This window comes from Bacillus stercoris (assembly GCF_029772985.1).
Taxonomy (GTDB): Bacteria; Bacillota; Bacilli; order Bacillales; family Bacillaceae; genus Bacillus; species Bacillus stercoris.
In genome coordinates, this window is sequence record NZ_CP121861.1 from 1,740,804 (window position 1) to 1,761,814 (window position 21,011).

General features: G+C 41.3%; 23 protein-coding genes. 16 read left to right on the forward strand and 7 right to left on the reverse strand.

Annotation, left to right across the window (positions count from 1 at the left end):
* Positions 1–17: 17 nt before the first annotated feature.
* From QA442_RS09075 to QA442_RS09105, 7 genes are all read left to right on the forward strand, one after another.
* Positions 18–830 carry a pyruvate, water dikinase regulatory protein gene (locus tag QA442_RS09075; RefSeq protein ID WP_014664641.1) on the forward strand — a complete coding sequence of 271 codons (813 nt, stop codon included), beginning with the start codon at positions 18–20 and terminating at the stop codon, positions 828–830.
* Between the two features lie 253 nt (positions 831–1,083).
* Positions 1,084–1,578 (forward strand): YaiI/YqxD family protein, encoded by a 495-nt coding sequence (locus QA442_RS09080; protein WP_071578553.1) that lies wholly within the window; start codon positions 1,084–1,086, stop codon positions 1,576–1,578.
* 33 nt (positions 1,579–1,611) lie between these two features.
* Positions 1,612–3,423, forward strand: coding sequence for a DNA primase (dnaG, locus tag QA442_RS09085; protein ID WP_136654224.1), 1,812 nt, complete (start codon positions 1,612–1,614; stop codon positions 3,421–3,423).
* A 199-nt stretch (positions 3,424–3,622) separates the two neighbouring features.
* Complete coding sequence (gene rpoD / locus QA442_RS09090; protein WP_003226225.1) at positions 3,623–4,738, forward strand: RNA polymerase sigma factor RpoD; 1,116 nt, start codon at positions 3,623–3,625, stop codon at positions 4,736–4,738.
* Positions 4,739–5,067: 329 nt separating this feature from the next.
* Positions 5,068–5,430, forward strand: a complete 363-nt coding sequence (gene cccA, locus QA442_RS09095; protein WP_003230068.1) for a cytochrome c550 — start codon at positions 5,068–5,070, stop codon at positions 5,428–5,430.
* A 255-nt stretch (positions 5,431–5,685) separates the two neighbouring features.
* The gene (gene trmK / locus QA442_RS09100) at positions 5,686–6,336 is read left to right on the forward strand and encodes a tRNA (adenine(22)-N(1))-methyltransferase TrmK (protein ID WP_231516580.1); all 651 of its coding nucleotides are present in this window, start codon (positions 5,686–5,688) and stop codon (positions 6,334–6,336) included.
* Positions 6,329–7,450, forward strand: a complete 1,122-nt coding sequence (locus QA442_RS09105) for a Nif3-like dinuclear metal center hexameric protein (RefSeq protein ID WP_095431708.1) — start codon at positions 6,329–6,331, stop codon at positions 7,448–7,450. The genes trmK and QA442_RS09105 overlap by 8 nt, the downstream gene beginning before the upstream one ends.
* 22 nt (positions 7,451–7,472) lie before the next feature.
* On the opposite strand, the gene QA442_RS09110 is transcribed toward QA442_RS09105, so the two are convergent.
* Entirely contained in the window at positions 7,473–8,417 is a 945-nt protein-coding gene (locus QA442_RS09110) for a 4-hydroxy-3-methylbut-2-enyl diphosphate reductase (protein WP_095431707.1), read from the reverse strand.
* Positions 8,418–8,539: 122 nt separating this feature from the next.
* The gene (locus QA442_RS09115) at positions 8,540–9,277 is read right to left on the reverse strand and encodes a YqfQ family protein (RefSeq protein ID WP_095431706.1); all 738 of its coding nucleotides are present in this window, start codon (positions 9,275–9,277) and stop codon (positions 8,540–8,542) included.
* A 168-nt stretch (positions 9,278–9,445) separates the two neighbouring features.
* Here QA442_RS09115 and cshB point away from each other — a divergent pair, with 168 nt between their 5' ends.
* Both cshB and QA442_RS09125 read left to right on the forward strand, forming a co-directional pair.
* Complete coding sequence (cshB, locus tag QA442_RS09120; protein WP_041521384.1) at positions 9,446–10,762, forward strand: DEAD-box ATP-dependent RNA helicase CshB; 1,317 nt, start codon at positions 9,446–9,448, stop codon at positions 10,760–10,762.
* Positions 10,763–10,771: 9 nt separating this feature from the next.
* Positions 10,772–11,665 (forward strand): deoxyribonuclease IV, encoded by an 894-nt coding sequence (locus tag QA442_RS09125; RefSeq protein WP_095431705.1) that lies wholly within the window; start codon positions 10,772–10,774, stop codon positions 11,663–11,665.
* A gap of 26 nt (positions 11,666–11,691) precedes the next feature.
* On the opposite strand, the gene QA442_RS09130 is transcribed toward QA442_RS09125, so the two are convergent.
* Positions 11,692–11,946 (reverse strand): DUF2624 domain-containing protein, encoded by a 255-nt coding sequence (locus QA442_RS09130; protein ID WP_014664631.1) that lies wholly within the window; start codon positions 11,944–11,946, stop codon positions 11,692–11,694.
* Between the two features lie 115 nt (positions 11,947–12,061).
* Between QA442_RS09130 and QA442_RS09135 the strand changes: the two genes are divergently transcribed.
* Both QA442_RS09135 and zur read left to right on the forward strand, forming a co-directional pair.
* Positions 12,062–12,943 (forward strand): YitT family protein, encoded by an 882-nt coding sequence (locus QA442_RS09135; protein WP_014664630.1) that lies wholly within the window; start codon positions 12,062–12,064, stop codon positions 12,941–12,943.
* Between the two features lie 136 nt (positions 12,944–13,079).
* Positions 13,080–13,517, forward strand: coding sequence for a zinc uptake transcriptional repressor Zur (zur, locus tag QA442_RS09140; protein WP_004398578.1), 438 nt, complete (start codon positions 13,080–13,082; stop codon positions 13,515–13,517).
* A 40-nt stretch (positions 13,518–13,557) separates the two neighbouring features.
* Here the strand turns inward: zur and QA442_RS09145 are convergent, their stop codons facing one another.
* On the reverse strand, positions 13,558–14,139 hold the full coding sequence (locus QA442_RS09145; RefSeq protein ID WP_069839501.1) for a hypothetical protein: 582 nt from the start codon (positions 14,137–14,139) through the stop codon (positions 13,558–13,560).
* Between the two features lie 132 nt (positions 14,140–14,271).
* Here QA442_RS09145 and QA442_RS09150 point away from each other — a divergent pair, with 132 nt between their 5' ends.
* Positions 14,272–14,661 (forward strand): DUF308 domain-containing protein, encoded by a 390-nt coding sequence (locus QA442_RS09150; protein WP_080478340.1) that lies wholly within the window; start codon positions 14,272–14,274, stop codon positions 14,659–14,661.
* Between the two features lie 25 nt (positions 14,662–14,686).
* Here QA442_RS09150 and ispG read toward each other — a convergent pair whose 3' ends face one another.
* Positions 14,687–15,820 carry a flavodoxin-dependent (E)-4-hydroxy-3-methylbut-2-enyl-diphosphate synthase gene (gene ispG / locus QA442_RS09155; protein ID WP_095431704.1) on the reverse strand — a complete coding sequence of 378 codons (1,134 nt, stop codon included), beginning with the start codon at positions 15,818–15,820 and terminating at the stop codon, positions 14,687–14,689.
* 122 nt (positions 15,821–15,942) lie between these two features.
* Positions 15,943–16,242, reverse strand: a complete 300-nt coding sequence (locus tag QA442_RS09160) for a LysM peptidoglycan-binding domain-containing protein (RefSeq protein ID WP_040082610.1) — start codon at positions 16,240–16,242, stop codon at positions 15,943–15,945.
* A 270-nt stretch (positions 16,243–16,512) separates the two neighbouring features.
* Here QA442_RS09160 and yqgA point away from each other — a divergent pair, with 270 nt between their 5' ends.
* Complete coding sequence (gene yqgA / locus QA442_RS09165) at positions 16,513–16,941, forward strand: cell wall-binding protein YqgA (RefSeq protein ID WP_009967754.1); 429 nt, start codon at positions 16,513–16,515, stop codon at positions 16,939–16,941.
* A gap of 433 nt (positions 16,942–17,374) precedes the next feature.
* On the opposite strand, the gene QA442_RS09170 is transcribed toward yqgA, so the two are convergent.
* Positions 17,375–18,127 (reverse strand): DUF1189 domain-containing protein, encoded by a 753-nt coding sequence (locus tag QA442_RS09170; RefSeq protein ID WP_095431703.1) that lies wholly within the window; start codon positions 18,125–18,127, stop codon positions 17,375–17,377.
* A 109-nt stretch (positions 18,128–18,236) separates the two neighbouring features.
* Between QA442_RS09170 and QA442_RS09175 the strand changes: the two genes are divergently transcribed.
* The 3 genes from QA442_RS09175 (at position 18,237) to QA442_RS09185 (ending at position 20,904) form a co-directional block, all read left to right on the forward strand.
* Positions 18,237–18,719, forward strand: a complete 483-nt coding sequence (locus tag QA442_RS09175) for a DUF456 domain-containing protein (RefSeq protein WP_014664624.1) — start codon at positions 18,237–18,239, stop codon at positions 18,717–18,719.
* A 178-nt stretch (positions 18,720–18,897) separates the two neighbouring features.
* Positions 18,898–19,506, forward strand: coding sequence for a superoxide dismutase SodA (gene sodA, locus QA442_RS09180; RefSeq protein ID WP_069839500.1), 609 nt, complete (start codon positions 18,898–18,900; stop codon positions 19,504–19,506).
* A 105-nt stretch (positions 19,507–19,611) separates the two neighbouring features.
* Positions 19,612–20,904 carry an MFS transporter gene (locus QA442_RS09185; protein ID WP_014664622.1) on the forward strand — a complete coding sequence of 431 codons (1,293 nt, stop codon included), beginning with the start codon at positions 19,612–19,614 and terminating at the stop codon, positions 20,902–20,904.
* Positions 20,905–21,011 lie beyond the last annotated feature (107 nt).

Consider the following 21,011-nt stretch of genomic DNA (forward strand, 5'->3'; position numbering starts at 1 on the left):
ACTAACGGGGGGATAATATGAATAACCGCATCATCTATGTTGTATCGGATTCCGTCGGTGAAACGGCCGAATTGGTAGTAAAAGCAGCACTCAGCCAATTTAACGGATCGGCGGATGATACACATGTAAGAAGAATTCCTTATGTTGAAGATATAGGCACTATCAATGAAGTGATTTCACTTGCAAAGGCAGACGGCGGCATTATCTGTTTTACACTCGTGGTGCCGGAAATCAGAGAATATTTGATAGCCGAAGCGGAAAAAGCAAATGTTTTATATTATGATATTATCGGCCCGTTAATTGATAAAATGGAAACGGCCTACGGTTTAACAGCGAAATACGAACCGGGGCGGGTCCGCCAGCTTGATGAAGACTATTTCAAAAAAGTGGAGGCCATCGAGTTTGCAGTTAAATACGATGATGGACGTGATCCAAGAGGGATTTTAAAAGCTGATATCGTTTTGATCGGCGTCTCAAGAACGTCTAAAACACCGCTGTCTCAATATCTCGCACACAAGCGCCTGAAGGTTGCCAATGTTCCGATTGTACCTGAGGTTGATCCACCGGAAGAACTTTTTAACGTTGATCCGAAAAAATGCATCGGCTTAAAGATTAGCCCTGATAAACTGAATCATATCAGAAAAGAACGCTTAAAATCACTGGGGCTTAATGATAAAGCGATTTATGCAAATATCAACCGAATCAAAGAGGAACTGGAGTATTTCGAAAAGATTGTGGATCGGATCGGCTGCCAGGTTGTTGATGTTTCAAATAAAGCGGTTGAGGAAACAGCGAATATTATCCATCATCTCAAAACAAAAAACTTATAACTCAGGACGCTCTATCCTGGGTTTTTGGCTATGCCAAAAGGGAATAATGAAAAACAATAGCTTCTTTGCGAAGTTTGTATTATAATAAAAAATTGTGATAAAATGATTAATTTTAGGTTTAAGGATCGTGTGATACGAATAAACTATTATGGGTAAGATGTCAAGAATTTCTCCCGGAAATTTTTCGACAAATTCATATACATCCGCAATAATAAAGGATGTGCGATTTTGCTTGCTTTTATGCAGGAGTTTAATGGAGGGATGGAGAATTACTCTTCTTAATGAACAAGAAAAGACGATTTTTGTCGATGCTGATGCTTGTCCGGTAAAAGATGAAATTTTACAAACAGCATCCGAGTATGAAGTTCAAGTTCTTTTTGTCGCTTCATTTGAACATTATCAGCTTTCCAGAAGCAATGAAGAAAAATGGAAGTATGTTGATCCTCATAAAGAAGCTGCTGATTTATATATCGCAAATCACGTAAAACCGGGAGATATTGTTGTGACGCAGGACATCGGATTAGCATCTCTGCTGTTGAACAGAAATGTCTCCGTTATGTCGGAAAGAGGTCGTCTTTACAAAGAAGACACGATTGATTTTGCTCTTGAGAGCCGTCATTTTTCCGGCAAACAAAGGAGAAAAGGCGTATACGCCAAAGGGCCTAAAAAATTGAATAAAGAAGATCGAGAACGATTTATTACACTGCTGCAAAAAATCCTGTCGAACGATGAAGGGATTTTGCACTAAAGCATCGAATAATGTACGACGGAGTGTTATAAGATGGGAAATCGGATACCAGATGAAATTGTGGATCAGGTGCAAAAGTCGGCAGATATCGTTGAAGTCATAGGTGATTATGTTCAATTAAAAAAGCAAGGCCGAAACTACTTTGGACTCTGTCCTTTTCATGGAGAAAGCACACCTTCGTTTTCCGTATCGCCCGACAAACAGATTTTTCATTGCTTTGGCTGCGGAGCGGGCGGCAATGTTTTCTCTTTTTTAAGGCAGATGGAAGGTTATTCATTTGCTGAGTCGGTTTCTCACCTTGCTGACAAATACCAAATTGATTTTCCAGATGATATAACAGTCCATTCCGAAGCCCGGCCAGAGTCTTCTGGGGATCAAAAAATGGCTGAGGCACATGAGCTCCTGAAGAAATTTTACCATCATTTGTTAATAAATACAAAAGAAGGTCAAGAGGCACTGGATTATCTGCTCTCCAGGGGCTTTACGAAAGAGCTGATTGATGAATTTCAGATTGGCTATGCTCTTGATTCTTGGGACTTTATCACGAAATTCCTTGTGAAGAGGGGATTTCGTGAGGCGCAAATGGAAAAAGCGGGTCTTCTGATCAGACGCGAAGACGGAAGCGGATATTTCGACCGCTTCAGAAACCGTGTCATGTTTCCGATCCATGATCATCACGGGGCTGTTGTTGCTTTCTCAGGCAGGGCTCTTGGCAGCCAGCAGCCTAAGTATATGAACAGTCCTGAAACCCCGCTTTTTCATAAAAGTAAACTGCTTTACAATTTCTATAAGGCCCGACTTCATATCAGAAAGCAGGAAAGAGCAGTCTTATTTGAAGGGTTTGCCGATGTCATATCGGCTGTAAGCTCGGGTGTAAAAGAAAGCATAGCCACGATGGGAACGTCTCTTACAGATGATCATGTCAAGATCCTGAGAAGAAACGTCGAAGAAATCATTCTTTGCTATGACTCTGATAAAGCCGGTTATGAAGCCACCTTAAAAGCTTCGGAGCTTCTGCAAAAAAAAGGGTGCAAAGTCAGAGTTGCAATGATTCCTGACGGATTGGACCCTGATGATTACATCAAAAAATTCGGCGGGGAAAAATTTAAAAACGACATTATTGACGCCAGTGTCACCGTAATGGCATTTAAAATGCAATATTTCCGAAAAGGAAAGAACCTGTCCGATGAAGGCGATCGCCTGGCTTACATTAAAGACGTACTGAAAGAAATCAGCACGCTTTCAGGGTCTCTAGAGCAGGAAGTCTATGTAAAACAGCTTGCTTCAGAGTTTTCGCTTTCCCAGGAGTCTTTAACTGAGCAGCTGTCTGTTTTCAGCAAGCAAAACAAACCTGCTGACAATGGCGGTGAAACAAAAACACGGCGAGCGCATTTGACGACAAAAGCAAGGCAAAAACGTTTGCGCCCGGCGTATGAAAATGCAGAAAGGCTGTTACTCGCTCACATGCTTCGAGATCGGAGCGTCATCAAAAAAGTGATTGACCGGGTAGGGTTTCAATTTAATATTGATGAGCACCGAGCATTAGCCGCTTATCTTTATGCTTTTTATGAAGAGGGAGCCGAGCTGACGCCCCAGCATCTGATGGCCAGGGTGACAGATGATCATATAAGCCAGCTCTTGTCTGATATATTAATGCTTCAGGTTAATCAAGAGCTTAGCGAAGCTGAGTTATCAGATTATGTAAAAAAAGTGTTGAATCAAAGAAATTGGTCAATGATAAAAGAAAAAGAGGCGGAAAGAGCCGAAGCCGAAAGGCAAAAAGATTTTTTAAGAGCTGCTTCTCTGGCTCAAGAAATCGTTACATTGAACCGATCTTTAAAATAACTGGAAAACTGATGAGAAGCATTTATTGGCAATGATTCCTTGCGGAGGAGCAAATAGATCGCTTAACCTCATCATGAATTGTCATTTCATTATTCGCACATTTGTTAAAGGCAGTTCATATAGAAAACGCCTGAATGGACCGAATAAGAATCATACCGCTTATAGAATTCGTTGCAAGCTTTGGAAGGAGGGATCCATAATGGCTGATAAACAAACCCACGAGACAGAATTAACATTCGACCAAGTAAAAGAGCAATTAACAGAGTCTGGTAAAAAACGTGGCGTTTTGACATATGAAGAAATCGCTGAGCGTATGTCCAGCTTTGAAATTGAATCAGACCAAATGGATGAGTATTATGAATTTTTAGGTGAACAAGGTGTTGAATTAATTAGTGAGAATGAAGAAACAGAAGATCCTAATATTCAGCAGCTTGCCAAAGCCGAAGAAGAATTTGACCTTAATGACCTAAGTGTACCGCCTGGCGTTAAAATCAATGACCCAGTTCGTATGTATTTAAAAGAAATCGGTCGGGTTAACCTTCTATCTGCAAAAGAAGAAATCGCCTACGCTCAAAAGATTGAAGAAGGTGACGAAGAATCTAAACGCAGATTGGCTGAAGCGAACCTGCGGCTTGTTGTCAGTATCGCAAAACGGTATGTCGGACGCGGTATGCTGTTCCTTGACCTGATCCAAGAAGGAAACATGGGTCTGATGAAAGCCGTTGAAAAATTTGATTATCGCAAAGGTTATAAATTCAGTACGTATGCTACGTGGTGGATCAGACAGGCGATTACACGCGCTATTGCCGATCAGGCGAGAACGATCCGGATTCCCGTTCATATGGTGGAAACCATTAATAAATTAATCCGTGTGCAGCGTCAATTGCTTCAAGACTTAGGCAGAGAACCAACACCTGAAGAAATTGCGGAAGATATGGATTTAACGCCTGAAAAAGTACGCGAAATCTTAAAGATTGCACAAGAGCCGGTATCACTGGAAACACCGATCGGTGAAGAGGATGACTCACACCTTGGTGATTTTATTGAAGACCAAGAAGCAACTTCACCTTCAGATCACGCCGCATACGAGCTGTTAAAAGAGCAGCTGGAAGATGTACTTGATACGTTAACTGATCGTGAAGAAAATGTATTGCGTCTTCGATTCGGTCTTGATGATGGCCGTACAAGAACATTAGAAGAGGTCGGCAAAGTATTTGGAGTGACGAGAGAGCGTATTCGACAAATCGAAGCCAAAGCGTTGCGGAAACTAAGACATCCTAGCAGAAGTAAACGTTTGAAAGATTTCCTCGAATAAGATGGAACGGGTCTTGCAGATCCGTTCTTCTTTTTTTAAAAAAGATATATGGATAATATGCCTTTATTTTACTGAAAAATGATGTCATTTGCAAATGAACATTGTGATGAAAAATTTCAAAATCTAATTCCATATTTTCTATTGTAAGCGTATACAATACATTATACAATAGAATAAAAAGGATATTAGAGAAATAGGCATGTCTCTATTCAATTTTGTATAAAGTGTGAATAAAAAACTTTTGTATAGCAATCCATTTACTTTTTGTTAAAATAAGTTAGAATTAGAAGTGTTTACATAGGGGGAAGGATCAAAAAGGGGGAAGGGAAATGAAATGGAACCCGCTTATTCCATTTTTACTGATCGCTGTTTTAGGAATTGGTCTAACTTTCTTTTTATCAGTAAAAGGACTTGATGACTCTCGGGAGATTGCAAGCGGAGGAGAAAGCAAATCTGCTGAAAAGAAAGATGCAAACGCTTCACCAGAAGAAATTTACAAGGCAAACTGCATCGCATGCCACGGTGAAAATTATGAAGGTGTTTCGGGTCCGAGTTTAAAAGGTGTAGGGGATAAGAAAGATGTCGCTGAAATTAAAACAAAGATCGAAAAAGGCGGTAATGGAATGCCTTCCGGTCTTGTTCCGGCAGATAAGCTGGATGATATGGCAGAGTGGGTGTCAAAAATTAAATAAAAGAACCATTTTTGTCTTTATACATTTACAGGCCGCCGAGATGTTCTCGACAGCCTTTTATTTTTGACTGCCGCGTGCAGACCCGAATCAAAAGAAACAAACTAAAAATCATTCGCTCAGCTTGGATTCCGGGCTGATTTTTTATATGATAGTAAAGGAAAAAATGATTGAGAAAAGTTGTGATGACAAGTGAATGAATTAAAATTATCTAAACGATTGCAAACAGTAGCGGAATACATACCGAATGGAGCGGTGATGGCCGATATCGGGTCTGACCACGCATACCTTCCTTGTTATGCGGTGCTGAATCATAAAGCCAGCGGAGCGATTGCCGGAGAAATAACAGACGGCCCGTTTTTGTCTGCAAAGCGGCAGGTTGAAAAATCAGGTTTAAACTCGCGTATTTCTGTAAGACAGGGAGACGGACTGGAAGTGATTAAAAAAGGTGAAGCTGATGCCATTACGATTGCCGGAATGGGCGGGGCTTTGATCGCTCACATTTTAGAAGCGGGTAAAGACAAATTAACGGGGAAGGAACGCCTTATTTTACAACCGAATATTCATGCTGTTCATATCAGGGAGTGGCTTTATAAAGAAGGATATGCGCTGATAGATGAGGTAATCCTTGAAGAGGACGGAAAATGCTATGAGGTGCTGGTAGCCGAAGCGGGAGACAGAGATGCGGCTTATGCCGGTATTTCTTTATCAGCCGGAATGCTCGTTGGCCCTTTTTTGGCAAAAGAAAAAAATGCTGTCTTTTTGAAAAAGTGGACACAAGAGCTTCAGCACACTCAAAACATTTATGAGCAGATTAGACAAGCCGCAGGCACAGAGCAAAACAAACAAAAATTAAAGGAGCTCTCCGATCGAATGGAGCTGTTAAAGGAGGTAATCGATCATGGCTAAAAGCGTTAATGGGCAGCAGATCATCCAGCTGTTTGAACAATTTTCCCCGAAAGCCTATGCGGTCGAAGGAGATAAAATCGGCCTGCAAATCGGCACCTTAAATAAACCGATTAAAAATGTGATGGTTACACTTGATGTGTTGGAGAGCGTTGTCGATGAAGCGATTGAAAAAGAGGTTGATTTGATTATTGCACACCATCCTCCTATTTTTCGGCCGCTAAAGCATATTTCAACAGATCAGCCTGCCGGAAGGTTAATTGAAAAGTGTTTGAAGCATGATATTGCTGTTTATGCAGCTCATACAAATTTAGACGTTGCGGACGGCGGCGTGAATGATTTGCTTGCTGAAGCACTAGAGCTGCGTGAGACGGAAGTGCTGGCGCCTACTTATACGGATCCTCTAAAAAAGCTGGCCGTCTACGTGCCGAAGGAATATGAAGAGCAGGTCAGAGCCGCGCTTGGAAATGCTGGCGCCGGCCATATCGGCGAATACAGCCATTGCGCGTTTTCGTCTGAAGGGATCGGCAGCTTCAAGCCATTGGACGGAGCTAAGCCTTTTATCGGTGAAGTAGGAGAGCTTGAGCTTGTTCATGAAGTAAGGCTTGAGACTGTATTTCCTAAAAGCATCGAAAAAGCTGTTATCAATGCAATGATAAAAAGCCATCCATACGAAGAAGTCGCTTACGACATCTATCCTGTTGAACAGTCTCCCGCCGAAAAAGGGCTCGGCCGTGTCGGAACCCTTAAAAATGAGATGACGCTCAAGGAATTTGCTTTATATGTGAAAGACAAGCTTGATGTCAATGGTGTCAGAATGGTGGGGGATGCTGACAGTATGGTGAAAACGGTAGCTGTTCTTGGAGGAGATGGAAACAAGTATATTCACCATGCAAAACGAAAGGGCGCCGATGTTTACGTTACAGGAGATTTATATTTCCATGTGGCCCATGATGCGATGATGCTTGGCCTGAATGTGGTTGATCCGGGTCATTATGCGGAAAAAATCATGAAAGAAGGCGTCACGAGAAAACTGACATCAATGTGTAATGATAAAAAATATGACGTGAATATCTTTGTTTCTGAAACAGATACAAATCCATTTACATTTCTATAAAAAAACTGAGGCTTTTACAGCCTCAGTTTTTTGCTTTTACTTTTGGAAGTATTTTTTTGAGCGGTACATTGTGATCAGTTGTCCAAGTTGATGGATCTTCGTGATCGAACTGCTCCAAAAAGCGAATGACTTCTTTTGTGATCGGCGTAGGTGTTGAAGCTCCCGCTGTAACTGCAACGGTATTAACGCCTTTCAGCCATTCAAGCTTTAATTCGCTTAAGTCGCCGATCCGGTATGCTTTTGTGCCGGCTATTTCCTCTGACACTTGTGCAAGCCGATTTGAATTGTTGCTTTTCGGGTCTCCGACAACGATTGTTAAGTCCGCTTTTTTCGCCTGCTCTGATACAGCTTCCTGCCGCACTTGAGTAGCAAGGCAAATCTCTTGGTGATATTCGACATGAGGATATTTTTCTTTGACAAGCTCCATAATGTCGTGAACATCCCATTGAGACATGGTTGTTTGATTCGTCACGATTAACTTATCTGCTTGGATATCAAGGTTTTTTACATCTTCTTCTGTTTCAACTAAGTGAACGATTTCCGGCGCTACGCCAACGGCTCCCTCAGGCTCTGGATGCCCTTTTTTGCCGATATAGATCACGTGATATCCTTTTTCTTTCATCTCTAAGATTAGATTATGAGTTTTCGTCACATCCGGACATGTAGCATCAATTGCAACCAATCCTTTTTCTTCTGCGATTCTTCTGACTTCGGGAGAAACACCGTGCGCAGTGAAAATGACAGTTCCTTTTTCAACCTGCTTAAGAATGTCCAGACGGTTAGCGCCGTCCAATGTAAAAATCCCTTCCTCTTCAAACGCATCAGTGACGTGTTTATTATGAACAATCATCCCGAGTATATAGATGGGTCTTGGCAAACTTTTATCTAGTGCCGCATTTTTGGCAATGACCATAGCATCAACAACGCCATAGCAATAGCCGCGCGGCGAAATTTTAATTACGTCCATTTTCGGTTGTCCTCCAATACTGAAGTGAGTAAAGGCAATATAAAAAGCCGTAATCAAACGGCTCTATTCTTGCATTCTTCTGATCTCATTATAGCCAATCTCACTTCAGATATCAAAGAATGTTAAATATATAATCTCGGTTTTGAACTGCCTGATGTTCTTTTTGGGGCAGGAGAGGCAGCTTCTTTTTTCTTCGGACCAGATGTTTTTGATTCTTGCTCTTTATTGTCAGGTGTTTTTGATTTTTTAGGCAGAGAAGAACTTTTTGGTTTTGATTTTTTGTTCCCGTCTGAGGTTTTTGTTTCAGCTTCTTTCTCTTTTTCTGATGATTCATCTGAATCCGATTGTTTTTTACTTTCCTCATCGCTCTCTGTCTCTGTATCATCACTTTTACTTAATTGGCTGTACAGCTTCATCAATGACGGCAGATTGCGGACTAAAGGGCCGTACTGCTGGATCATAGGGGTGACTTGCTGCGCCATGCCGAGTACTTTTTGCACATTTCCAAGCATACTGGATAAAGATGCAGGATTGGCGATATTTTGAATGCCTTGCAGACCTGCACCTCCGCTCGCTGCTGCACCTGCTCCAGGAACGCCGGGAACGCCGGCGCCGCCAGCGCCTCCTCCGCCGGGGAGGAACTTTGACAGCATCCCTTTTAAGCCTCCGCCCGCACCATTTCTCGCTCCGGCATTTGCCTGAGGAAGAAATTGTCCCGCTTGCTGAAAACCTTGCTGCTGTGCTCCAAATGAAGGCCCTCGCATATTAGGCGGTCTTCTCCCCATCATTCGCTGATTTGGCATAGGGCGGGGCGGTCCGGGCTGTGGATAATTTCTCATTGGCTGCTGCGGTGAAAACATACTTGTACCTCCTTTCAGCTCTCTCTGCTATTAGAATATGCAGGGGCTGCGGTATTTGCTTTACATAACTGAATAAAACAAACGCCTTGCAAACGTGGTGTTTTTAAGCGAAATCGGGTATAATGTGATGATGGACACATAATGTGCCGCTTTAAGGAGCTGGGAAAAATGAAAGAAACGAAATTTGAACTTTATGAATTGAAACCGTTTATTATAGATGCAGTACATCGCCTTGGTTTTTACGAACCGACTGATATCCAGAAAAGGCTGATTCCTGCAGTGCTAAAAAAAGAAAGCGTCATCGGCCAGTCTCAGACGGGAACTGGAAAAACCCACGCTTATTTACTGCCTTTATTAAACAAAATCGATCCTGCTAAGGATGTCGTTCAGGTTGTTATTACGGCTCCGACAAGAGAGCTTGCCAACCAGATTTATCAGGAAGCGCTTAAAATCACGCAGGGTGAAGAAGGAAGTCAGATTCGCTCGAAATGTTTTATCGGAGGCACCGACAAACAAAAATCAATTGATAAATTGAAAATACAGCCGCATCTTGTTGTCGGTACACCCGGACGGATTGCTGATTTAATCAAAGAACAGGCGTTAAGTGTTCATAAAGCGGAAGCTCTTGTTATTGATGAAGCGGATTTAATGCTGGACATGGGATTCCTTGCAGATGTAGATTACATCGGTTCCCGTATGCCTGAGGATCTGCAAATGCTTGTGTTCTCAGCGACCATACCGGAAAAGCTGAAACCATTTTTAAAGAAATACATGGAAAATCCAAAATACGCCCATGTGGAGCCAAAGCAGGTGACTGCTGCGAAAATTGAGCATATCCTTATCCCTTCGAAACATCGTGACAAGGACAAGCTCCTTTTTGACATCATGTCGCATCTGAATCCATACCTGGGGATTGTGTTTGCCAACACGAAAAACACGGCTGATCATATTGCCCAGTATCTGACTGGCAAAGGCATGAAAATCGGCCTGCTGCACGGCGGATTAACACCACGTGAGCGGAAAAAAGTCATGAAGCAGATTAATGATTTAGAATTCACTTATGTCATTGCAACTGACCTTGCTGCAAGAGGCATTGATATTAAAGGTGTCAGCCATGTTATCAACTATGAGCTGCCGGATGATCTCGATTTCTATGTTCACCGTGTGGGCAGAACGGCCCGAGCCGGCTCATCAGGACAAGCGATGACCATTTATGAGCTTTCTGATGAGGATGCATTAGTAAAACTTGAGAAAATGGGCATCGAATTTGATTACTTAGAGCTTGAAAAGGGCGAATGGAAAAAAGGCGATGACCGCCAGCGCCGCAAAAAGCGTAAAAAAACGCCGAACGAAGCAGATGAAATTGCTCATCGTCTCGTGAAAAAGCCGAAGAAGGTTAAGCCTGGATATAAAAAGAAAATGAGCTATGAGATGGAGAAAATCAAGAAAAAACAGAGAAGAAACCAATCTAAGAAAAGAAAGTAGGGGAACCTGTTGTTGAGAATAGGCTCACACGTCTCTATGAGCGGAAAACATATGCTTCTGGCAGCAAGCCAGGAAGCAGTCTCTTATGGGGCGAACACGTTTATGATCTATACAGGCGCACCGCAAAATACGCGCCGAAAGAAAATTGAAGACTTAAATATAGAAGCAGGTCGGGCACATATGCAAGAAAACGGCATTGACGAGATTATCGTACATGCGCCTTATATTATTAATATTGGCAACACGACAAATCCGTCCACTTTTGAGCTGGGTGTTGATTTTCTTCGTTCTGAAATTGAACGGACAGCGGCCATCGGAGCGAAGCAAATTGTCCTTCATCCTGGCGCTCATGTAGGGGCAGGAGCTGAAGCCGGCATCAAAAAAATTATTGAAGGTTTAAATGAAGTGATTGATCCAAAACAAAATGTCCAGATTGCATTAGAAACAATGGCAGGTAAAGGATCAGAATGCGGCAGAAGCTTTGAGGAACTTGCACAGATTATCGAAGGCGTTACACACAATGAGCATTTGTCAGTGTGCTTTGACACGTGCCATACACATGATGCCGGGTATAACATTGTTGAGGACTTTGACGGGGTGCTGAGTGAGTTCGATAAAATCGTCGGCATTGACCGTATTAAAGTGCTTCATATTAATGACAGCAAAAATGTCAAAGGCGCGAGAAAAGACCGCCATGAAAATATCGGCTTTGGTGAAATAGGTTTTGACGCTCTGCAATATGTTGTTCACCATGAGCAGTTAAAAGACATTCCTAAAATTCTAGAAACACCGTATGTCGGTGAGGATAAAAAGAACAAAAAACCGCCATACCGTTTTGAGATCGAAATGCTGAAAGAAAAACAATTTGATGATACATTGCTCGAAAAGATTTTACAGCAATAAAAAATGGGGGATAACACCCCCATTTTTTAGCTTGTGAATTGTTTGAATAGTTCATTAACGGTTTGAGCTGTTTCTTTCGATGTAATTGTCTCTACTTGTTTCAACAGCCGCATCCGTTCACTCTCATTAAAGATGTTTACATTTTTGCCGTTTAACAGGTTCGCCACTTCAACGGCCTGCGATCTTGTTAAGCTGATTCCGTATTGTTTTGAGTACTTCAGCAAATCGTCAGCAGTAGCCTGATTAAGCCGCTGCAAAATAATTCTTTGAAATAAAATCATCGATCATTCCACCTCCAGACTTAATGTATGGGCAAATCAGTAAAATGTGTCAGTGTTTAATGGTAAAATAGATTTATAATGTATTTAAAATAGTTATTGCAGGAAAGGAGATTTTATGACCCCAACAAAACAACATAAGAGAGAAACATTTTCCCATTTTATTTTCAGGGTCTTTATGATTCTGGCAGGAGCTGCATCTGCGGCTGTAAGTATCGAATTATTTTTAATCCCCAATGATTTTATTGATGGCGGGATCATCGGTGTATCACTTATTTTAGACCACCTCTTTATATCAAACCCCTTTCTGAATTTCGCTTTTTTCGTTGTCATATTAAATATTCCTTTTATGATCTTCGGATATAAATATATAGGTAAGACCTTCCTTGTCTCTACGTTTATAGGGATTGTCGGGCTTGCCGTTATTGAATCCTCACTTCACCATGTAGAAGCCTTTACAACCCAGCCTATTTTGGCTACTGTGTTCGGGGGTCTTTTGCTCGGCTTTGGCGTCGGGCTCGTTATACGAAACGGAGGTTCAATGGATGGCACTGAAATCCTCGGTATTTTGCTGACGAAAAAGCTGCCTTTTTCAGTGGGTGAGTTCGTTATGCTCATCAATGTATTCATTTTCATTTGGGCTGGTTTTGAGTTTGGTCCTGAGCAAGCGATGTACTCTTTCATGACTTATTACATTGCGATGAAAACCATTGATGCCGTCATCCAAGGGCTTGATGAAACAAAAGCGGTCATTATTGTATCTGATCAGTATGATGAGATTTCGGATGCTATTTTGCACCGTCTCGGCCGGGGAACAACGAAGCTGAAGGGCAAAGGCGGATATACGGACGAAGAAAAGGACGTGATTTACGCGGTTGTCACAAGGCTGGAAGTGACAAAGCTCAAATCAATCGTGTTTGAAGTTGATCAAAATGCATTCATCACAATTATGAATACTCATGAAACGAGAGGCGGAAAATTCAAAAACGCAATCCACTAGGCTTTCATTTACTTTTATTCATTTTATGGGTATAATTTTATCTGCGGTAAAGAAAATGGCTTGCTGACAGACAGCTGCCATTTTCTTTTTCATACATGGGATACGTTCTTAAGCAAAGCGAAAAGGGGGACCCTTCATGAACGTACAAGAAGCGCTGAACCTACTAAAAGAAAACGGATATAAATATACAAACAAACGGGAGGATATGCTACAGCTTTTTGCTGATTCAGACAGATATCTTACCGCTAAAAACGTACTGTCTGCATTAAATGATGATTATCCAGGCTTAAGCTTTGATACAATCTACAGAAATCTTTCTTTATATGAAGAACTTGGGATTTTGGAAACAACTGAGCTGTCTGGTGAAAAGCTCTTCCGTTTTAAGTGTTCATTCACTCATCACCACCATCATTTTATTTGTCTTGCCTGCGGCAAAACAAAGGAAATTGAATCATGTCCGATGGACAAGCTTTGTGATGATTTGGATGGCTATCAGGTCAGCGGGCATAAATTTGAGATTTACGGCACTTGCCCTGATTGTACAGCGGAAAACCAAGAAAACACTACTGCGTAATGAATATATATGAAAAAGGGGCCCGGTTTGGGCTCCTTTTTTAGTTATTGACACGTATCAAATGGTGCTTGTTGTTGTTTATCCATTGGACGGCTTCCAGCCAGTTGTTCACTCTGATTATGCTTGAATCAATCGGAAGCTGATTATAAGGGGAATTAAACAAAATCACCGGAATTCCGGCTTCCTTCGCAATCATCATGGCGTTTCCATGATGGTCTTCAAAAAACAGGTCGATGTTATGGTTTTTGACCGCTTCAACTTTGTGATGACCGCCAACGAGTTCGATGTGATCATAATGAATGTTTTGTCTGTCAAACCATTCATAGGTAACATCAGTTAAATGAGTCCGTCTCGCTGTAATATAAATAAGCTTGTGCTCCTCTTTGAGGAGGTCAAGTGACTGTTTTGCATGCTGTGCAAGCAATGCTTCCTTATATATAATCGCTTCATTTTGATTCATCCAATCCCAAAATTCTTCCTGGGTAATGTTTAACAGTTTTGTTAAATCATAATCCGTCATATCGTTTAATGAAATGGAAAGATTAAACGAACGGTTCAAATAAGGGACGAATGTATCCTGAGCCGTAATTGTGCCGTCAATATCTATTCCTAAGCGTAACATGCCCACACTCCTTCAGTTTCATCCTTTCAAGTGTAACATAAACAATTGACATTAACAGAAAAGTTTAGCAAACATGAATCAGGCAAAATGGATCAAACTATAAAAGCTCCTTTAATAAAACAGAAGGGGGAATTGAAGGTGGCATACGATTACGAAAAGCGTGATAACAACAGTTACTATGTTGATCATGGATCTGAAGGAACAAATATTACCCGCGACAATGACGGTTTTTTTGAGGAAACAGCTGCTGAAATTGCAGAGCCTTATCGTGCTGCTGACCGCAGCAATGACCGAGATAACGATCGTAGCGGCGGCAATGTCAATGAAGGACGGGGAATAGGATATATTGCTTTAGCCTTGTCCATTATTTCATTGTTTGTACTGCCTGTTTTATTGGGAGCTGCCGGTATTATTGTCGGCTATATCGCAAGAAGAAGAGGTGCTCAAGGTCTGGGTGCTTGGGCAATGGGTATCGGTGTCGTTTCATTAGTGCTTGGAATATTTATTATTCCATTTTTCTAACACAAAAAAGCTTGACGGGTTCCCGTCAAGCTTTTTGTGTTGCTTCTTTTAAATTTGCTTTTTCAGCTTCAAGCTTTGCATAGTGTTCCTCAGCAAGAATGTCAATTTCTTTTTTGAGTTCCTCAACCATCGTTTCCTCGGGAACCTTACGGACAATTTTTCCTTTCCGGAACAGCAGTCCTTCACCGCGTGCGCCGGCGATTCCGATATCAGCTTCTCTCGCTTCACCAGGTCCGTTTACAGCGCAGCCGAGAACAGCCACTTTAATCGGCGCTTTTATCTTAGAGATATATTCTTCCACTTCATTGGCAATGCTGATCAGGTCAATCTCAATACGGCCGCAAGTCGGGCATGAAATGAGTGTGGCAGCATTGGAGGCTAAACCGAAAGATTTCAGAAGCTCCCTTGCTACTTTTACCTCTTCCACAGGGTCTGCGCTTAATGAAATGCGCAGGGTGTTTCCGATGCCTTTGCTTAAAATGGCGCCGAGCCCTGCTGCGCTTTTTACTGTGCCGGCAAACAGTGTTCCTGACTCGGTGATGCCGAGGTGCAGCGGGTAGTCAAACGCTTTTGCCGCTTTTTCATAGGCCTCGATCGCAAGGTTCACATCAGATGCCTTCATGCTGACGATAATATCGTGAAAATCAAGATCTTCAAGAATTTTAATGTGATGAAGTGCACTTTCTACCATTCCGTCGGCTGTCGGGTAACCGTATTTTTCTAAAATCCGTTTTTCAAGTGAACCTGCGTTTACTCCGATTCTGATCGGAATGCCCTTGTCTTTGGCCGCTTTAACAACCGCTTCCACTTTTTCGCGACGGCCGATGTTGCCGGGATTGATTCGGATTTTATCTGCGCCGCCTTCAATGGCCTTCAACGCAAGTTTATAATCGAAATGTATGTCAACAACGAGAGGGATGGTAATGCGCTTTTTAATATCCGCAATGGCGTTTGCCGCCCGTTCATCCGGACATGCTACCCGAACAATTTGGCATCCGGCTTCAGCCAAACGGTTAATTTCCGCAACCGTTGCTTCTACATCATGTGTTTTTGTTGTTGTCATGCTTTGGATGACAACTTCATTGTTGCCGCCTATTGTTAAAGGTCCCACTTTGACGGGACGCGTTTTTGTACGATGTGTGATTTCACTCACTTGCAATCGCTCCTTAATTGTAGTTGCCGCTTCTAGATATAACAATTCTAGTATGGTTTATGTGAATTTATTTTACAAATTACATTGTAACAGTGTCTTCGCCGAACTGACAAGAAATTAACGTTAAATTAAGGGTAGACCGGGAATTTGTATGCTGTTCCGGCTTGAATGGCGTTGGCTTTCACATTCGGATTCAATGCTTCAAAATCCTTTACTATGTCGTCTGGGGAACCTGCAGACCCGACTATCGACATAACCGTATCACCCGGCTTTACCTTCACTGTTTTATATGCTGGTTCTTGTGAAACAGTTTTTGCTGATGCTTCATAGACAGGGAGGTCCTGAATGGGTATCGTTCCAATTTTAAGGTCATAAAAAAGAATAAAAAGAATAAAAACAATACTGCATACTAAGGTGAGACGCTTCATCGCTTTTCCTCCCGCATACGAAATTTTATACCATAGTATGCTTGTCCATTTAGAATCATGACAAAAGAAAAGAGACTGCGAATGCAGTCTCAGTTTATACAGGAGCTTTTTTGACAGGATTTCTTCGACTAAACATTAACTTCGATAGAAAATAGTGCAAAATTAGATCAAAAAGAGGCTTTTATAATATAAAACTCGTATTCCATTATTTACAATGAACTATAGATTTGTTAGGATAATTATGTAATAGTTTAAAGGAGGATCTACAAAATGAAGCAAGGGAAATTTTCAGTGTTTTTAATTTTGCTACTTATGTTAACTTTAGTAGTGGCACCTAAAGAAAAAGCAGAGGCTGCAAGTAGTGGTTGGCAACCGGTAAGTGGTATTTCTGGTTGTAAAATAAGAGTTATTACAGATGCTTATACATATACTAAGAGTGCAACATCTATTGATGCTTACGCCGAAACAAATGGAAAATGCGGTAAACTTAATTATAAGAGCTTTGGTGTATCTATAGTTGAGGGTGGGGACATTGGCCCGCAATATTCGGGGTACTTTTCAAGTAGAACTCCAACCAAAAAGTTTTACTTCAGTAAATTACCAAAACCGACAGGAACACCTTGGGCAGTAGGTTTATCAGTGTATAAGGGAAAAGCTAAGGGAGCTGCATTTGTATACATAAATCCACAAAAAAGATAACAGTTTAACAATGAGGATAGAAGGAAAGAAGATAATTCTAACTTGTTGATGATTTAATTCTGAAAGCTAGGTGCCCTATTGGTACCTAGCTTTTTAAATTGCAACGATCTTATGTAAATAGGTTGTGAAAGGATACAAAATATTTTGTCGAGGTAATCATATGATTTTAACTAGTATATAGTTAAAATTTAACGTTATTCATATTTTGTCCAAAAACATATGTCAAATGCTTTAAGAACTCCTTTCATGTTACATCTTACTACTTCTGAAATTATTGTCCAGAGCTTGTTCTTGAGTGATTGTAGAGCTTTTTTTAATGTAGCTGTTTAAACTCTATACATTTTATTAAATATCCCTTAAGTAAAAAGTTAATGCAAATGCTTTCACACTCTCTACTTAAAGGATACAAATAATATAATTTAATTTTTATTAATTACTTTTTGGACGGAATCTCTTTTAAAACGAGAAACAGGATGACAAAGTTGACAAACCAGTTAAGCAAAAATTCACTTGGAACGGTTGCTTCTAACGCCCGCATGATTGTAAAGAATACAGTCGAAAGGGTGATGGAATAAGCAGAAAGCTTCCAAAGCTGATGATAGGATAGATGTTTTTTCTGCGGATTCTTAATGATTAACCCGATAAGCGCTAAGAATGACACTTCAATAAATTTCCCCGCTGCTGTTACGAGAAAAATAAGTGCTGAGAGAACAGTTACGATCATCGCTTTATTTTGGTTTAAACCTGCAATGACATCTTTTTTCTGTAACTCTGACGGCATCATTGAGTAAGGCATTTCTTGGGCTTGTCCGTCAATGGCCAAAACAAATTTGTTCTGAAGGATGCCGATCGCGTTTTGCTTTGCTTCAATTTGTTTCGTGCCATAGGCGTCTGTCGGATCGAACACGATAACGAAACCATTTGCCTGAGATTCCGTGGCTTTTTTCTCATCCGTTTGAAGTTTGCCGTTTGAAATTGTGAAATCAGGGAAATCTTTGTTTAAAACAGTTTTAAAGCCATTCATTGATTTTACGGTCCCTGTACTTACATAATAAGCGGTAGGGATTGCAAACAGGACAGAGAGCAAAAATACATAAAGAATCGCTTTACCGATTCCTTGAAATCTTGTTTTTGCAATATCACGGGGAGAGTATGTACTTTTAATGAAAAGCTGAAACACATTCACTATCTTCACTTCCTAGCTAATCTAATATATGTTGCTTATTGTATCGTTGCATGCGTGTGAATACAAGGAAGATATGAAGGAGACAGAGTAAAATGGGAGGATGGAAGCTATGGATATGTTGTATTGGCTGTTAATTGCAGCGGTTTTTATCATCGCCTTTATCGGGCTGGTGTATCCTGTTATTCCGAGTGTAGTATTTATTGTTGCCGGATTCATATTATACGGATTTTTATTTTCATTCAGTCCGTATTCCTATATGTTCTGGCTCGTTGAGGCAGTTTTTGCTGCAGTATTATTCGCGGCAGATTACGTGTCTAATCTGCTTGGAGTGAAAAGGTTCGGAGGAAGCAAGGCCGCCATATGGGGAAGCACGATCGGTTTATTAATTGGACCTTTTGTCATTCCGGTTGCAGGGATCATATTGGGTCCGTTTATCGGTGCTGTTTGTGCAGAACTTATCGTCCATCAGAAGGACTTAAAGTCAGCGTTTAAAATTGGCCTCGGTTCACTCATTGGTTTTTTAACAGGGGTCATTGCAAAGGGCATTATACAGCTTTTAATGATCGGATATTTTTTATGGACGGTCCTATAAGAAATGCTGGGGACAGGTTTAATGGGGCTGAATATCGGTTAAAGTGAAATATGTCCGCTGAAATGAGCCAAATTGTGAGCTTTTTCATTGATTACAATGCATTCTTTTGTTACATTGAATGAAGAAAGGCTCGCTGTGAAGCGGCATTTCAGTACATATATATTAAGGAGGAATTATCATGGCTTACGAACTTCCAGAATTACCATATGCGTACGATGCTTTAGAACCGCATATCGACAAGGAAACTATGACTATTCACCATACGAAACACCACAACACATACGTTACAAATTTAAACAAAGCGGTTGAAGGAAACACTGCTCTTGCAAACAAATCAGTTGAAGAGCTTGTTGCAGATCTTGATTCTGTTCCTGAAAACATCCGCACTGCAGTCCGCAACAACGGCGGCGGACACGCGAACCACAAATTATTCTGGACACTTTTATCTCCAAACGGCGGAGGCGAACCGACTGGCGCGCTTGCTGAAGAGATCAACAGTGTATTTGGAAGCTTTGACAAATTCAAAGAGCAATTCGCAGCTGCAGCGGCTGGACGCTTTGGTTCTGGCTGGGCATGGCTTGTTGTGAACAACGGCAAACTTGAAATCACAAGCACGCCAAACCAAGATTCTCCGCTTTCAGAAGGCAAAACGCCTATCTTAGGTCTTGACGTTTGGGAGCATGCTTACTATCTTAACTATCAAAACCGCCGTCCTGATTACATTTCAGCTTTCTGGAAAGTTGTAAACTGGGATGAAGTGGCTCGTCTATACAGCGAAGCAAAATAATGACACAAACAAGGTCCTAAAAAAGGACCTTGTTTTTTTATGTCTTCTTTTTACATATCTCGGTTTGAGTGAGACAGACTAAGGGATAGTAAAGGGGAGTCAGTAATGAGCAAACTAAAAAAAGTGATAGGCGATGTAGACGTAAACAAAGGGTTACTCTTTCTGCTGACCATTGGCGGGCTTTACTCGCTGGGAATTGCACTGTCCAATACATTTGTTAATGTGTATCTTTGGAAGCAGTCAGGGAAATTTATTGATTTGGCGATATATAATTTATCCGTTGTGACAATGCAGCCGATAACCTTTTATTTGGCTGGACGGTTAGCCAAAAAAATAGACAGGGTGTTTATTTTAAGATTCGGCGTCATTTTCTTAGCTGCCTTTTATTTAAGTGTGCTTTTAGCCGGAGAAACGGCGGCCAGCCGTCTCGTGCTGATCGGAGCGGTGCTCGGAGTGGGCTATGGCTTTTATTGGCTAGCGTTTAACGTGCTGACCTTTGAAATAACAGAGCCGGATACGCGAGACTTTTTCAACGGGTTTATGGGCATTCTGTCTTCCTCTGCAGGAATGATCGGCCCGATTGTAGCGGGATTTGTGATCTCAAGGCTTGAAAATAATACGGGTTATACAGTCATTTTCAGTCTCTCCCTCAGCTTATTTGCCCTCGCTGTCGTGATGAGCTTTTTCTTAAAACGGAGAGAATCAAAGGGCCGTTTTATGCTGAGCAAAGTATTTGGAGAGCGCCATAGCAATATGAATTGGCGGAGAATTACGAATGCGCATTTTTTTCAGGGCTTGAGAGAAGGGATTTTTGTCTTTTTAATCAGTGTGTTTGTATTTATTGAGACAAACAGCGAACTTGCTCTCGGTACATTCGGTCTTGTCAATTCAGCTGTTTCCTTCTTTGCCTACTACTTTGCATCCAGGCTGATTAAGAAAAAGGCCAGAAAAAAATCGATTTTGCTGGGCGGACTTATTTTGTATGGCGCGCTGTTTTTGATTCTGTTCCATATGAGCTTTTCGACATTATTAACGTATGGCGTTTTTATTGCCATCGGCTATCCTCTGTTGCTTGTGCCGTATGTATCACTTACATATGATGTGATAGGGCGCGCGAGGCATGCCAGAAAAGCAAGAATTGAATATATCGTGCTAAGGGAAATGTTTTTGAACGCCGGCAGAATTGTTTCGATTTTATGCTTCCTCCTGATCGTGGCCCTTCTGAAAGAGGACGTGGGAATTCCTTTGTCACTTGCGATATTAGGTATAGGACATCCTTTGATTTATTACTTTGTCAAGGATATCCGTTTTAAGGAGAAGGAAGGGGAAAATGAAACCATGGAAGAAGACGGCCAAAAACGGGTAACAGAACCGACCCTTTTAAAAGGCGAGAGATAATTTTTTTGCCAAAAAGGGGTTATCTGTAGAAAAAAGTCGAAAAAACCTTTAAAATGAAAACTGGCACTCTTACTGAGTGTCTTTTCTTTCTGTAAATAGAAAAAGGT